The following is a 15,379-nucleotide window of genomic DNA, read 5'->3' as shown; positions in this document are numbered from 1 at the left end:
AGTGACAAGATGAGGAATGTAGTGATCACAGCGGCTCTGCGTACTCCGGTTGGGGCATTTGGGGGAATATTCAAGGATTTGCTCCCGACGGATTTGATTGTACCCGTTATGAAAGAAGCGGCGAGAGAAAGCGGGCTGTCGCCAAGTGATATTGATGAAGTGATCCTCGGGCATTGTATTCAAAGGACCGATCAGCCAAATACAGCAAGAACAGCCGCCTTACTGGCCGGGTTTGATGACACGACCACGGGCTTTACAATCCAGCGTCAGTGTGCCAGTGGAATGCAGGCCATCATTTCAGCAGCCATGCAAATTCAAACAGGGTTATCTGATATTGTCCTTGCAGGTGGGGTTGAAGCGATGAGCTCCAGTCCATATATTTTGAAGCAGCACCGATTCGGGCAAAGACTGCAACATGGAGAAATTCGTGATTCGGTTTGGGAAGTCCTTGAAGATCCGATTCACGGCATGATGATGGGGGAAACAGCGGAGAACCTGGCGGAAATTCACTCGATTACCCGTGAAGAGCAGGATGAGTATGCTGTGTTAAGTCATGAGCGAGCGGTGGGGGCAATGGAAAAAGGGTACTTCGATTCTCAAATCGTTCCTCTTACCGTGAAGGAGCGAAAAGGGGAGAAGGTCATTGATAAAGATGAAAGTCCACGAGCGGGGTTGAAGGTAGAGAAGCTGCAGAAATTAAAGCCGGCATTCCGGGAAGGCGGCACGGTGACTGCCGGGAATTCTTCAAGCCTGAATGATGGAGGGGCGGCACTGATTCTCATGAGTGAAGAAGAAGCTGAACGAAGAGGTCTTCAGCCTTTGGGAAGAATCGTTGGATATTCCGTAGCAGGCGTCGATCCAAAAGTGATGGGGATAGGACCCGTGCCCGCTATTCACAAAGGTTTACATACAACAGAAAATTGGTCTTTGGATGATATTGATCTATTTGAAATCAACGAAGCTTTCGCATCGCAGTATTTAGCTGTTGAAAAAGAGCTCGGCCTGGACCGTGAAAGAGTGAATGTCAATGGCAGCGGAATCAGTATCGGTCACCCGGTCGGCTGCACCGGTGCCCGACTTGTTGTATCTTTATTACATGAATTGAAACGTCGTGAATTGAAAAAAGGAATTGCGTCATTATGTGTAGGCGGTGGCATGGGCGCTTCGATATTGGTTGAAGGGATGTAAGAAGAGGAAGTGCTGGCTCTGAATGGGGCTGGTGCTTTTTTTTTGATTTTTAGTGTGGGAGGGAGACCCGCATCAATTACGGAAAGAACGTCTCCCCCCATAAACACCAATCACAACCCTATGAAAATAGACTCATTTTCACGCATTTACACAACATTTACCCTATTTTGACAATATGTAATGTACGCTAAATGTATAGTCAAATTTGGAGGAGGCGAAGCAATTTGAAGGTTGTAAACAAAAAGTTCATCAGCATTTTTTCAATTTTAATTATTTTTATGATTGCATGTGGTCAAGTATCTCCAAGTCAAATGAGTGCAGCGGGAAATGGGACGTGGAGTTCGCCATTCACTGTTGAGCAGGCTTTATCCAATCAAGATGGTTCCACTCAGTCAGTTGAAGGATATGTGGTCGGGCAGCCAACCTCTACGTCATCCGTTGTCACGAGTAACTTTCCAAACGATTACGCACTTGCCTTGGCGGATTCCCCGTCTGAATCCAATACGGATGAGATGATTTATGTTCAAATTCCATCTTCTTACCGTTCAAACTTTGGATTGCAAAGTAACCCGGGTCTAATGGGTGAAAAAATCAAAGTGACGGGCAGTTTAACGGCCTATTTCTCTCATCCGGGAGTGAAGTCTACGTCAGCATTTGAATCAGTGGAAGATGGCGGGACTGATCCGACTGATCCTCCAACCGACCCAACCGATCCACCATCCTATGAGGAATATTACAACTCGGCTGAAGGAAAAACGGGATCTTCATTAAAAACAGCCCTACATAACATCATTGATGATCATCAAACTCTTTCCTACAGCGATGTTTGGGGAGCACTTCGAAATACAGACGAAGATCCGAACAACCAGAATAACGTAATCCTCCTATACTCAGGCCGTTCCCAATCCAAAACGACGAACGGCGGTGGAGTCAACGACTGGAACCGGGAACACGTCTGGGCGAAATCCCACGGTGACTTTGGAACAGCTCAAGGACCAGGGACGGACCTTCATCACTTGAGACCGACAGATGTAACGGTCAATTCAACAAGAAGCAATCTTGATTTTGATAATGGCGGGACTCAGCATAGTGAAGCACCGGGCAACTATTATGATGGGGACTCCTGGGAGCCCCGGGATGAAGTGAAAGGGGACGTCGCCCGTATGATTTTCTACATGGCAGTCCGCTATGAAGGGGACAGCGGGGAACTGGATTTAGAAATCAATAACAACGTGAACAATGGAAGCGCCCCTTATCACGGGAAAATGTCCGTTCTTCTGCAATGGAATGAACAGGACCCTGTCGATGCCAGGGAAATCCGACGCAACGATATCATCTTTGAACAATATCAAGGAAACCGAAATCCATTCATTGACCACCCTGAGTGGGCGGAAATGATCTGGTAAGAAGAACGGGGCCTGGAATCTTCCAGGCCCTACTTTTATTTGGAAGGTTGGTTCCTTTACTGTAACTCATTTGTAACCCCCGTCATCTATGATTAAGGCAACCATCCAAAGGAGGAGATGAAAATGGAAAGAGTCACAGATTGGTTGCAGAAGCGATCAATGATCTCTCCTGAACACGTTGCTTTAATCAATGCTCCTACCAATGAAACGATTGATTACCGCACTTTAGATGACCGGGCATCTAAATGGGCTCACTATATGTGTGGAAACGGAATAGCGAAGGGAGACCGGGTGGTGTTCATTTCTACGAATCATCCGGTCTGTTTCGAGCTCTTGTTCGCATGCGGGAAATTAGGGGCGGTATTTGTTCCTCTTAATTGGAGATTATCCGCTTCTGAGATTGGGGCGATCATAGCGAATTGTACACCCGGCTTGATTTTATATAATAAAGACTTTGAATCACTTGTTACGGACCTTCCAAACCACGCCCAACGAGTCTGTATTGATGTAGTCACATCTATTGTTTACTCTCAAAAACAGGGAATAACTTTGTCTGCTGCTCTCTCAGGATCGGATCCTTGGGTGATGATTTATACAGGCGGGACGACGGGATTTCCTAAGGGAGTGGTTCTATCTCATCGATCAGTCACTGCTAATGCCCTGAACACAGTGGTGAGCTGGAACTTGACAGATGAGGACTGCACGTTGACGTATTTGCCTACCTTTCACACCGGAGGGCTAAATGCTCTGTCGATCCCTCTTTTGATGGTGGGAGGAAGGGTCGTGATGGCAGAAAGGTTTGACCCCGACGAAGCAATACATGTCCTGAACGAATACGGATGCAGCATCGTTCTTCTTGTCCCCACAATGTATCATTTGCTTATGGAAAATGAGGATTTTAAACATACTCCATTTCCAAAAATGAAAGTGTTTCTTTCAGGAGGAGCCCCGTGCCCGGGAAAAGTATATGAGTTCTTTAAGGAAAAGAAGATTCCGTTTAAAGAAGGATACGGTTTAACCGAAGCGGGACCTAATAATTTTTATATCGATCCTTCCCGGATGAAAAAGGGGTCGGTGGGTAAAGCGATGATGTTGAACCGGGTAAAGGTGATTGATGAATCCGGAAATCCTGTCGGTCAGGGAGAAGTGGGAGAGTTGTTGTTGGGAGGAGACCATTTATTCAAGGGGTACTGGAATAATCAGGAAGAGACAGAGAAAGTTCTCAAAGACGGGTGGTTACATACCGGGGACCTGGCGAAGTATGATGACGATGAAGATTACTATATTGTCGGGCGAAAAAAAGACATGATCATATCCGGGGGAGAAAATATTTATCCTCAAGAGATCGAGCATTGGTTAGGTGAGCATCCAGCCATACTTGAGTGTGCGGTCATTGGCCTGCCTCATGAAAAGTGGGGAGAGGTGGTCACGGCCTTCATCTCGATTCGAAACGGTGCAAGCATGTCGGAGGAGGATGTAAGAACGTATTGCTTACAACAGTTTGGGAAGTTTAAGATTCCCAAGGATTATCATTTCATCCCGGAAATTCCGAAGACCGATGTAGGGAAAGTGAATAAAAAAGCGCTTGCGAAACTTTTTCAAGGGCAATAAAGGAAAAGAAGGGGGACGCCTCGAAATACATACGTCGAGGTGAAGTGAGAATGAAACGGTTATTAACGGGTACAAGAATTTATCTTTCAGGATTTCAGGATGAAGATCTTGCAGCCATACGAGAATGGAATTCAAATGAAGAGCTTCAGAGATTATTCGATGCCCTGCCCCATAAGCCAAAATCAGAGGAAGAAATAAAAAAGTGGATGTGGGCTCCTGAAGACAATGCTTTTCGTTTTGCCATTCGTCTAAAAAATGATGGTAGAATCATAGGCTTTGTTGAATTGGACGGGATCCTATGGACGCATCGTGTCGGGTGGGTCTCCATTTCAATTGGAGACGAACAGGCTTGGGGAAATGGTTATGGGAAGGAAGCCATGAAATGTTTGTTGGCGTACGCATTTCAAGAGTTGAATTTACACCGCCTTCAATTAACGGTATTTTCATATAATGAGAGGGCTATTCGTTTATATGAGTCCCTCGGATTTACGAAAGAAGGAAGCTACCGTCAATTTTTACAGAGGGACGGAGATCGGTATGACATGAACTTATACGGGATATTAGTAGATGAATGGAAAGGAAGTCTGAAAGAAGGATAAGGTTATCCTTCTTTTTTGATGTGGAAGCAACTATTCCCCGATCTTCCATCTCCTCCCCTCAACATACAACAATCCTCCCAACGCGCCATTAAACAAAAAGCATCCCAATAACAGAAACAAAGATTGTACGTAAGTAAGCTGCATGATGACTAAGGGCGCTATGCTGGTTCCACCTAGTAAAATAAAAGAGTACAGGCTGAGTGCCTGGCTTCGGTCATCTCCACTCATATCTCCGATTAGGGTAATGACGGTCGGAATCAACAATGAGATGGCGGAAACAAACAGGACTGAAGAAAGAACGATGAGGAAGGGTTCACTCAAGTGTACATAAATAAATGCAATCAATACACTCGTAAAGGAAATAGTTACTCCAATAAAAAGGGTTTTATAGGCTCCGTTTGCTTCAAGAAGGCGACCGGTAAAGAGTGATAAGCCTACGCCGATCAATCCGACTGCGCGGACGAGGAAGAGTAGGTCTGGACTTCCAGACAAGTACCTGGTCAAGCTGTCATAATAAGCAACAAAAGAGGCGAGGAGTGTGAAAACGATGCCGTAGCAGTAAAGGAGTTCCTTTCTCAAAAGGAGCTTATAAATCGTGATGACCTGATGTTTGACGGAAACGGAACGAGTGGATGTAGCGGGCAGAGTTTGTGTTCCTATTAAAAATAAAGAGGTGTACACCACTGCGAAAAAGAAGAATACGAACGTCCAGTTGCTGTAGCGGGTGATTCCCTCACTGAGCAATTGGCCGAGTATTCCGGCGAACAGAAAACCGGAATTGATAAAAGCGAGAAGCAGCGTTCTCATTCTTCCAGAAAATAAATCATACGTATAAGCAAAGGCGACGGGTGCAAAACTCCCCAAACAAAAGCCTTGAATGCCCCTGATGAAAAATAAACTCCAGAAATCACCCGCAAGCCCCACCATGCCTGTTGAAACAGCAGAGGCGAGCATTCCCCAAACGAGAATCTCTTTTTTTCCAACACGATCTGCGCTATTGGCAAAGGTTAGAAGTCCACAGGCATAGAAAAAGATAAATGAGCTTCCTGCAATAACGACTTCCCTTTGTGCTATGGAGAGGGAGGAAGCGATATTCCCGTAAATGGGAATGAACGTGTAAATATTACATGCTACCATGATTGCCATCACAACAAGAACAGAAGCGATTCTGTTAAAATATTGATTCATCAGCCATCACCTGCCTCTTTTTACTGTATGCAGGTGTTCCAAATATTTTCAATAAAGATTGAGACGGGAAAGATTTGTTCCTGTGTACTATAATGAACCTATACAAAAATTCAACCCGCCTCATGGTTACAATAGATTAGTATAAGAAAGGGAGTGAGAGGATGGCTGTACGTTTTATTCTCGGACGCTCTGGTACAGGGAAGACCCATCGCATATTAGATGAGATGAAGCAGAGCTTATTGGAAGTGCCGAATGGGGATCCCATCATCTATATCGTACCGGATCAGATGTCATTTATATCGGAATACGATCTTGTCAACACACCCGGATTAAATGGGATGATTCGGGGACAAGTGTTCAGTTTCACCCGGCTCGCGTGGAAGATTCTCCAGGAAACCGGCGGAATGAGCCGCTACCATCTATCCGATGTCGGCTTAAATATGATGATTAGGAAGATTATCGACGAAAATAAAGATCGCCTCCATATTTTCTCAAAGGCCGCGGATAAGCCGGGTTTCATTCAACATGTAGAATCCATGTTGACGGAATTTAAGCGTTATTGTATTTCGCCTAAGGATCTCGGGCAACTTGGAGGGGAAGATGAGCGGAATTCTAAGGTGTTGAAGGATAAGCTTCATGATCTTGAACTGATTTATGAGAAATTCGAGGAAAAGCTTTTCGGCAAATATATCGATTCAGAAGACTACTTTCAGCTGTTGGCTGATAATGTGAAAAACTCTGAGCTTCTTAGAGATGCAGAGATTTACATAGACGGCTTTCATAGCTTCACGCCCCAGGAATATCAGATAATCGATCAACTCATTCAGCATAGTAAGACAGTGACGGTCGCACTGACAACCGATCCGGAGCAGCAATTTGGCGCGATGAACGAGTTGAGCTTATATCGGATGACGAACGAAACATTCCATACTCTTCAGGATATAAGCATTGCTGCGGGGAAGTCCATAGAAGAAGAGGTGTTAGTGAAGCCGATTCGCTATCATAATGACACGATGCTGCATCTCGAACGTCATTTTGAAGAACGGCCAACTGTTCCATGCGAAGTAGCAAAAGGATCCATTGAGTTTCTGGAAGCCTCTAATCGCCGGGCAGAGGTCGAAGGGATAGCTAGGGAAATACGGAAGCTTGCCCGGGAAAAGGGATATCGCTACAAGGATATAGCGGTGCTGGTTCGAAACAGTCAGGACTACCGTGATAAGGTGGAAACAATTTTTCAAGATTATAGTATTCCATTTTTCCTTGATCAGAAGCGGACAATGTTAAATCACCCATTAATTGAGTTGATCCGCTCGACTCTGGAAATCATGAACACGAACTGGAGATATGAGCCTGTATTCCGGGCGGTGAAAACAGACCTGTTGTTTCCTTATCAAAAAAATCCAACCGATTTGCGGGAAAAAATGGACCGTTTGGAGAACTACGTGTTGGCTTACGGGATCAAAGGAGATCGCTGGACGAAGAAAGATCGTTGGAAATACCGTCGCTTCCGTGGTCTTGAGAATGTGGACGCACCACAAACCGACCGTGAAAAGGAGCTCGAGCATGAGATCAATGAGCTTCGTTTATTTATTTCTGCACCTATCATCCGTCTCGGGAAACGATTGAAAAAGCAATCCACGGGACGGGAATTCTGTGAAACTCTCTATCTGTATCTGGAAGAGTTGGATATTCCGGCTAAGCTTGAACGTATGCGAATTGAAGCAGAAGAAAAAGGCGACTTGATTGCGGCAAGAGAGCATGATCAAGCGTGGTCAGCTGTAATGGACTTGCTTGATCAATATGTAGAAATGCTTGGTGATGAGGAAACGACGATGAAGAAATTCTCGTCGATCCTGGATGCAGGTATGGAAACGATGCAGTTCTCGTTAGTTCCCCCTGCCATTGATCAGGTCATTATTGCAGATCTTGAGAAATCAAGGCTCGGTGACATTAAAGCAGCCTTTATCATCGGAGTGAATGATGGGGTACTTCCGGCGAAAATGAATGAAGACGGAGTCCTGTCAGATGAAGATCGCGAATCTTTGATCAATAGGGGCTTCAAGATAGCACCCAGTAATAGGACGAAGCTGTTGGATGAGGAGTTTGTAGCGTATAAAGCCTTTACGACTCCGAGTGAACGCTTATTTATCAGCTATCCGATTGCCAATGAAGAAGGAAAAGCGTTATTGCCATCCTCTTTCATAAAAAGGCTGAATGAAATGTTTCCGGATGCAAATACGAAGCTTCTTATTTATGAACCATCCGAGCTTTCTGAAGAAGAGCAGCTGCACTATGTTTGCCATCCCAATGTGACGATTTCTCATTTAACGTCGCAATTACAGTTAAAGAAGCGTGAATATCCGATCTATGATTTCTGGTGGGATGTGTATAACTTTTATGCAACGTCAAACGATTGGAAATGGCACTCGCAGCATATTTTATCCAGTCTCTTCTACCAGAATCGTGCAAATCAGCTTTCTGAGGATACGAGCAGGGATCTGTATGGTGACCATATTTTAGCGAGTGTATCCCGAATGGAGCTGTTCCATAGTTGTCCGTTTTCTCATTTTGCCAGTCATGGGTTGAAGCTTAGAGAGCGGGATTTCTTTAAACTGGAGGCACCTGATATCGGGGAAATGTTCCATTCCGCTCTTAAGTGGATATCAGAAGAAGTGGAGCGTCATGGTCTCACCTGGGCATCCTTATCAAAAGCCCAGTGTCTCAAGCTTGCTAAAGAAGCCGTATTGATGCTCGCACCGAAGCTTCAGCACCAGATTCTTTTAAGCTCAAACCGCCATTATTATATCGCTCAGAAGCTTGAACAAATCATAAGCCGTGCGAGCCTGATTCTCAGTGAGCATGCGAAGGCGAGTGGATTTGTTCCTGTAGGGGTTGAGCTTGGGTTTGGCCCTCATGCGACCCTGCCGCCGTTCCAGTTCCAGCTGAGAAATGGAACGAAAATGGAGCTTCAAGGAAGGATCGACCGGGTAGACAAAGCAGAGGATGCAAGTGGAGTTTACCTAAGGATCGTTGATTACAAATCGAGTGCGAGAGATTTGGATATGACGGAAGTGTACTATGGATTAGCGCTTCAGATGCTGACGTATTTAGATATTGTGTTAATGAACTCTAAACAATTTGTCGGGAAGGAAGCAAAGCCTGCAGGCGTTCTCTATTTCCACGTTCATAACCCTATGATCAATAGTAAGAGAATCTTGACGATGGATCAGATTGAAAAGGAAATCTTTAAGAGTTTTAAGATGAAGGGACTCGTTCTGGGAGACTCTGACATCGTTCGGTTAATGGATCGAACGCTCGATACGGGGAACTCAGATATCATCTCTGCCGGGATCAAGAAGGATGGGTCATTATCCTCCCGGTCAAAAGCAGCTTCAACAGAAGACTTTCACTATATGCGTCAGCATGTGAGAAAGCTATATGAAGCGTCAGGGAACCGGATTGTGTCAGGTGAGACGAATATTACCCCATACAAGCTGAAGGACCGTACACCATGTCAGTTCTGTTCATTCCGTTCCGTTTGTCAATTCGACCAATCACTTGAAGAAAACGAGTACAGAGTGCTTCCGACGGCAAAACCAGAAGATCTATTAAGGAAAGTGAGAGAGGAGGTTGAGTCCAATGACTAAAGGTACGATACCGGCAAAGCCTGATCATGTTACATGGACAGATGATCAGTGGAAGGCGATTTGGGCAAAAGGTCAGGATATTCTAGTAGCAGCAGCTGCAGGATCAGGGAAGACTGCCGTTCTTGTAGAGCGGATCATTCAGAAAATCCTTTCCGAAGAAGATAGAATGGATGTGGATGAACTATTGGTTGTAACCTTTACAAATGCATCTGCCGCTGAGATGAGGCATCGGATCGGGCAGGCATTGGAAAAGGCGATTGATGAGGATCCTCATTCCCATCATTTAAGAAAGCAGCTGAGCTTACTGAACCGGGCTTCCATTTCGACTCTTCACTCTTTTTGCCTTGAAGTGATTCGTAAATATTATTATCTAATCGACATTGACCCGGGTTTTCGGATTGCCGATGAAACGGAGGGAGATCTGCTCCGGGATGAAGTACTTGATGAACTGTTTGAAGAGGAATATGGAAAAGAACATAATCAGGATTTCTTTACACTGGTAGATACATTTACCAATGATAGAAGTGATGGTGCCCTTCAGGATATGATCCGTAAGCTGTATGACTTTTCACGTTCCCATCCTGACCCGGACGAATGGCTGAGAGGGCTGGAAGAGATGTATGACATCCAAGAAGGCGTAGAAATCGATCACCTTTCTTTCATTCAGCCGCTCCTTACCGATATTCGCTTACAGCTTCATGGGGCGAAAAACTTGTTTCAGCGTGCATTGGATCTTACTCGGGTTCCTGGAGGTCCGGGTCCAAGAGCTGAAAACTTTCTAAGTGATATAGAGATTGTCGAGAGCCTTGAAAAAAGCCTGCACATATCATGGAATGCTTTGTATGAGACCATTCAAACCTTACCTTTTACAAAGTTAAAAGCTTGTCGAGGGGATGACTATAACAAAGATATCGTGGATGAAGCGAAAAAGCTTCGGGATCAAGGGAAGAAAACGTTAGAAAAACTGCAGGAGGATTTTTTCTCTAGAAGACCGGAGTCGTTCCTTGAGGATATGATGAAGATGAGAGACGTGATTCACACCCTGGCAGAAGTGGTGGTGGAATTCGGCAAACGTTTCCGACAAGTGAAAGAAGAAAAGGGACTTGTTGACTTTGCCGATTTAGAGCATTTTTGTCTCGATATTTTAAGAGACCCTTCATCAGATGCTTTACTTCCTTCAGAAGCTGCAAAGCAATATAAAAAGAAATTCAAAGAAGTACTGGTCGATGAATATCAGGATACGAATATGGTTCAGGAGTCGATACTTCTTCTCATTACAGAAGAACGTGAAGAAGTAGGGAACCGTTTTATGGTAGGAGATGTAAAGCAATCCATCTATCGCTTCCGATTGGCAGAACCGAATTTGTTTTTAGGAAAGTATACCCGCTTTCTTCCTGTAAGTGGAGAAGCGGGATTGAAGATCGATCTATCTCAAAACTTCAGAAGCCGGAAAGAGGTACTAGAGGGAACTAACTTTTTATTCAAGCAAATCATGGGGTCCTCGGTTGGTGAGATGGAATATAACCGGGAAGCGGAGCTTGTGAAGGGGGCTCCTTACCCTGAGGGGAAAGAGTATCCGATTGAAGTAGCGATCATCAATCAGGAATCAGAGGAAGCTAGTTGGGATGAAGAGGAATTGTCCATTTTTGATGAGGGTGATATTGAGAAATCCGTGCTTGAAGCCCGCTATATGGCAAATAAAGTGAAGGCCATGATTGAAGAGCGTACGACGATCTATGATGCCAAAACGAAGACCGAGCGTCCGATTCAATACAAGGATATTGTGATTTTGCTTCGGTCCATGCCTTGGGCGGCAGAAATAATGGAAGAGTTCAAACGGCAGGGAATACCGATTTATGCAAACCTGTCAACTGGTTATTTTGAAGCAACCGAGATTGCGATTATGCTTTCACTGTTGAAAGTGATTGACAATCCCTATCAGGATATCCCCTTGGCATCGGTTCTTCGTTCACCTGTTGTTGGGCTTGACGAGCAGGGGCTTGCAAGCATTCGGATTCATTCAAGAGCAGGAACGTATTACGAAGCCTTGAAGAAATTTGCAAGTGAAAAACCAAGTAATGTACGCGAAGAAGAAACGTTTGAAAAGGTCAAAGTGTTTCTGTATCACCTGCAAAACTGGCGAACGAAGGCTAGACAAGGATCGGTTACGGAGCTGATTTGGCAATTGTACCGGGACACCAGATTTTATGATTATGTCGGAGGAATGGCTGGAGGGAAACAGCGTCAGGCAAACCTTCGTGCACTATATGACCGTGCCCGCCAATACGAATCAACGTCCTTCAGAGGTTTATTTCGCTTCCTTCGTTTCATTGATCGGATGAGGGAAAGAGGCGATGACCTCGGGGTAGCGAGAGCTCTCAGTGAACAGGAGGATGTGGTCCGCTTAATGACGATTCACTCCAGTAAAGGGCTTGAGTTCCCGGTTGTCTTTGTCGCTGGCACGTCGAAGCAGTTCAATCTCATGGATCTGAACGCTTCCTATCTGTTAGATAAAGATCTGGGTTTTGCTGCAAAGTATACAGACCCATGGAAGCGAATCAGTTATCCATCCCTTCCCCAGCTCGCATTTAAGCGGAAGAAGCGCATGGAGTCAATCTCGGAGGAAATGCGGGTGCTCTATGTGGCGTTAACCCGAGCGAAAGAGAAGCTATTTCTAGTGGGCACCGTGAAAAGCTTAGAGAAGTCACTTAAGAAATGGCGGGGAGCTCTAGGTCAGACAGAATGGTTGTTATCTGACTATGACCGTGCCGGGGCAAGCTCCTATCTTGATTGGATAGGTCCGTCCCTCATGAGACACCCCCATTGTAGAGAGCTTGGTGAAGACGCGGACTTAGAAGGAAGTTTAATCAATGAAGAGATTCTAAAGCATCCTTCTTGCTTTCATATCACGACGATTCATAAGACTGAGCTGGGTGCAGAAGAAGATGAGTCATTGAGTGAAGAAGACAATTGGAAAGAGCAAGTGAAGAATGGTGGGGAAGTGGAAATAGAGTCCACTTATAAAAAAGAAGTATTGCACCGATTGTCGTGGAAGTATCCACATATGAGTGCTACAAACCTTCGCTCGAAGCAATCGGTTTCTGAGCTGAAGCGAATGGTGGAAATAAGGGATGAAGCCTCCAGTATTGATATTCTTCGGCGCCATCAAAAACCTGTGTACAATCGGCCGCAATTCATGCAGTCGAGAGAGCTGTCTCCTGCGGAAAGAGGAACAGCCATGCACACAGTTATGCAGCATATTTCTTTTGGAGATGGTGTACCTTCAGAAGAAGATGTAAAAGAGTTGCTATCGATGTTAGTGCATAAAGAAATCCTGACGGAAGAACAGGAAAGAGCAATCTCGTTAGACAACATCGTAGGATTCTTCCAAAGCGACCTTGGGAAGCGTTTGGTTCACGCAGCGAATATCCAACGGGAAATCCCATTCAGCATGAGTGTCCCTCTAAGTGAAATATCGGAAACAGGAGAGGGTGCCCCGGAAGAAACGATCCTCGTTCAAGGGGTCATTGACTGTGTATTCCGGGATGAATCAGGAATTGTACTGTTGGATTACAAAACGGATGGCATCCATGATCGATATAAGGATGGTTTTAGAGAAGCAAGACCGATACTGGAAGAGCGTTATAGAGTGCAAATTGAATTATATACCCGTGCATTGGAATCGATTTGGAAAGAAACGGTGTCTGAAAAGTATCTTTACTTTTTTGATGGTGGCCATGTATTGGAACTATAAAGAAGAACCACTTTGAAGCACCTGTCTTCAAAGTGGTTTTTTAATGTGATGAAAATAGGGAATATTTATACTAAACACATACAGGGAGGGCATGAGATGAGTAAAAAAACGATTGGTACATGTGAATTATGCTCTCGTCAGAATGTAGAAACCACAATTCATCATCTGACACCCAAGGAGGTGGGGGGAACCTTTCTTCCCACAGCACAACTTTGTATTCCGTGTCATAAGCAAATTCACTCCCTTTATACAAATGATGAATTGGGAGTAAGATTGAACACCATCGAAAACTTGAGAGGGGATGAAAAGATTCATAAGTTTATTAAATGGATCAGAAAGCAGCCCTCTTCTAAATTGGTGAAGACAAAGAAAAGTATCGAACGCAGAAAAAAACGATAATGATTTTTTAAAAAACAAAAAGCCGCATATGGGCTTTTTGTTTTTTAGTTATTTCCAGTGATTGGTTGATCTACGACATTGCAATCAAATGTGGTACTTACGCTGAAGACATTATAGCTTAACTGGAATGGACCAGTATTAAAGCCGCCGGCACCACCGAAAGTCTTGGAAGCTGACTTAGGTGAAATAATGGCCGTATCTCCAAACTGTACATTTCCTCCACCAACGTTAAGAATAGCGACAGGACCTACTAAAGCGGGCATAATCAACATCCTCTTTTTATTTGTCTATAATGTTAGCCTATGTGAACTTACAGGGAAGGTTCTTCGGTCATCCGTGAACCGGTAAGAAGACCGTGAATCAATTTGGTTCATCGATCGTTTCAAATGTTTGGGGCGTTTCATCTTCCTTAGTTTCCAATTGACGGATATTTTTCACTCTTGCCTCCATATACACATTGCAGGTATTTCCTATATGGATAATCGAAGAAGATGAAGTCGCGCGGATATGCATGTTGTCGACCTTGATGGGACAAAGATTGAGACGGCTTACCCGAATATCGGGATTGATAGCAGGCAGGTCGATCGGACTTTGAAAAACGTCTGATTCGAAGCTTCCCTCACTCGTCAGAAAAAATTCTTTCTCACGTTGCACCGCATAAGCCATGGAGCGAGCGCAAATATTTTGAGAATCACCAATTTGATAAAGCGAACTAAAGGCCAGAGTGATACCATCAAGCTTGTTTACGATGGAATATCGTTTCATCATGAATCATCCTTTAGGGGTCAGAGGGACAAATGGGCCGATGATCAGGGACTCAGGGGGGGTATCGAATGCAGATGCCAATTGAATGATATCAGCATCTCCAACAAGCACGAGGGAAGAACTCGCCACCCCTGCAATCTCAATATTTCCAACCGATAGTTCACGATTGATGACCTGGAGGTTCATTGTTCTTCATTCCTTCCATATTATCTGGGATTTGTGACATAAAGGAAAAAAGGGCCGTTTCTATATCCTTTTTGATTTTACTGATGATTTTCCGTTCCCATTCTCCTTCTTGTTGTTTTGATTCAATATAGGGGATGTTCTGTAAATAGAAATCGATTCTTTGTGGCATTTGGTTCAATAGATCCTGCTGAATCATCTCGTAATATGATGGATCCAGAGACCGCTGAAATTGCATTTCATTGTCCTGAATAAGACTTGGTAATTCTGAATCGATATACGCCTTGATTTCAGCAGTGATTCTTTCTTTATAAGGCTTGATGTCTTTTATTGACTTGACATCGACATTTTGGTCGACGGCCAGATCCTCTATCGTTTCTTTTAAATTATTTGGGTTCAATCCAATATTCAGGGTGCCATCAAGGGATTCCACTTTAAGCTGATCAAATTTGTATTCGATTCTTTCAACATTGATTTTCGGTGCATCCCTTAGAGTGATTACTTCTTGTGACAGCTCATTCACTTTATTTTCCAACGCGACAATTTTCGTGTTCAACATCTCGATATACTGATAGAGTTGTTGGGGGGTCATATAGTAATTGTTCATACTGCCACCTCTTTCTTTTGTCGCGATTTAGT

Annotated in this window: 12 protein-coding genes; 7 read left to right on the top strand and 5 right to left on the bottom strand. The window is 44.3% G+C overall.

From position 1 onward, the window contains the following. The first annotated feature begins 9 nt into the window (after nt 1-9). The 4 genes from ACXAF2_RS21595 (at nt 10) to ACXAF2_RS21580 (ending at nt 4,804) form a co-directional block, all read left to right on the top strand. On the top strand, nt 10-1,188 hold the full coding sequence (locus ACXAF2_RS21595) for a thiolase family protein (protein WP_475141736.1): 1,179 nt from the start codon (nt 10-12) through the stop codon (nt 1,186-1,188). A 278-nt stretch (nt 1,189-1,466) separates the two neighbouring features. Next, on the top strand, nt 1,467-2,594 hold the full coding sequence (locus tag ACXAF2_RS21590; protein ID WP_475141877.1) for an endonuclease: 1,128 nt from the start codon (nt 1,467-1,469) through the stop codon (nt 2,592-2,594). Nucleotides 2,595-2,717: 123 nt separating this feature from the next. Then, complete coding sequence (locus tag ACXAF2_RS21585; RefSeq protein ID WP_475141734.1) at nt 2,718-4,205, top strand: class I adenylate-forming enzyme family protein; 1,488 nt, start codon at nt 2,718-2,720, stop codon at nt 4,203-4,205. A 50-nt stretch (nt 4,206-4,255) separates the two neighbouring features. Then, the gene (locus tag ACXAF2_RS21580) at nt 4,256-4,804 is read left to right on the top strand and encodes a GNAT family N-acetyltransferase (RefSeq protein WP_475141733.1); all 549 of its coding nucleotides are present in this window, start codon (nt 4,256-4,258) and stop codon (nt 4,802-4,804) included. 30 nt (nt 4,805-4,834) lie between these two features. Here ACXAF2_RS21580 and ACXAF2_RS21575 read toward each other — a convergent pair whose 3' ends face one another. Further along, on the bottom strand, nt 4,835-5,992 hold the full coding sequence (locus tag ACXAF2_RS21575; RefSeq protein WP_475141731.1) for an MFS transporter: 1,158 nt from the start codon (nt 5,990-5,992) through the stop codon (nt 4,835-4,837). A gap of 161 nt (nt 5,993-6,153) precedes the next feature. Between ACXAF2_RS21575 and addB the strand changes: the two genes are divergently transcribed. The 3 genes from addB (at nt 6,154) to ACXAF2_RS21560 (ending at nt 13,792) form a co-directional block, all read left to right on the top strand. Further along, complete coding sequence (addB, locus tag ACXAF2_RS21570; protein WP_475141729.1) at nt 6,154-9,639, top strand: helicase-exonuclease AddAB subunit AddB; 3,486 nt, start codon at nt 6,154-6,156, stop codon at nt 9,637-9,639. After that, nucleotides 9,632-13,393 carry a helicase-exonuclease AddAB subunit AddA gene (addA, locus tag ACXAF2_RS21565; protein ID WP_475141728.1) on the top strand — a complete coding sequence of 1,254 codons (3,762 nt, stop codon included), beginning with the start codon at nt 9,632-9,634 and terminating at the stop codon, nt 13,391-13,393. The genes addB and addA overlap by 8 nt, the downstream gene beginning before the upstream one ends. A 96-nt stretch (nt 13,394-13,489) precedes the next feature. Then, nucleotides 13,490-13,792: an HNH endonuclease gene (locus ACXAF2_RS21560; protein ID WP_475141726.1), complete on the top strand. Its 303-nt coding sequence runs from the start codon at nt 13,490-13,492 to the stop codon at nt 13,790-13,792. A gap of 44 nt (nt 13,793-13,836) precedes the next feature. On the opposite strand, the gene ACXAF2_RS21555 is transcribed toward ACXAF2_RS21560, so the two are convergent. From ACXAF2_RS21555 to gerPC, 4 genes are all read right to left on the bottom strand, one after another. Next, nucleotides 13,837-14,055 (bottom strand): spore germination protein, encoded by a 219-nt coding sequence (locus tag ACXAF2_RS21555; protein WP_044337736.1) that lies wholly within the window; start codon nt 14,053-14,055, stop codon nt 13,837-13,839. Between the two features lie 97 nt (nt 14,056-14,152). After that, complete coding sequence (locus tag ACXAF2_RS21550) at nt 14,153-14,557, bottom strand: spore germination protein GerPE (RefSeq protein ID WP_475141725.1); 405 nt, start codon at nt 14,555-14,557, stop codon at nt 14,153-14,155. A 6-nt stretch (nt 14,558-14,563) separates the two neighbouring features. Further along, nucleotides 14,564-14,743, bottom strand: a complete 180-nt coding sequence (locus ACXAF2_RS21545) for a spore gernimation protein GerPD (protein WP_148968420.1) — start codon at nt 14,741-14,743, stop codon at nt 14,564-14,566. Then, entirely contained in the window at nt 14,718-15,347 is a 630-nt protein-coding gene (gerPC, locus tag ACXAF2_RS21540) for a spore germination protein GerPC (protein ID WP_475141724.1), read from the bottom strand. The genes ACXAF2_RS21545 and gerPC overlap by 26 nt, the downstream gene beginning before the upstream one ends. Between the last annotated feature and the right edge of the window lie 32 nt (nt 15,348-15,379).

The sequence above is a fragment of the Rossellomorea sp. ABR4_004 genome, from assembly GCF_056159585.1.
This window is presented reverse-complemented; position numbering and strand designations above follow the sequence as displayed.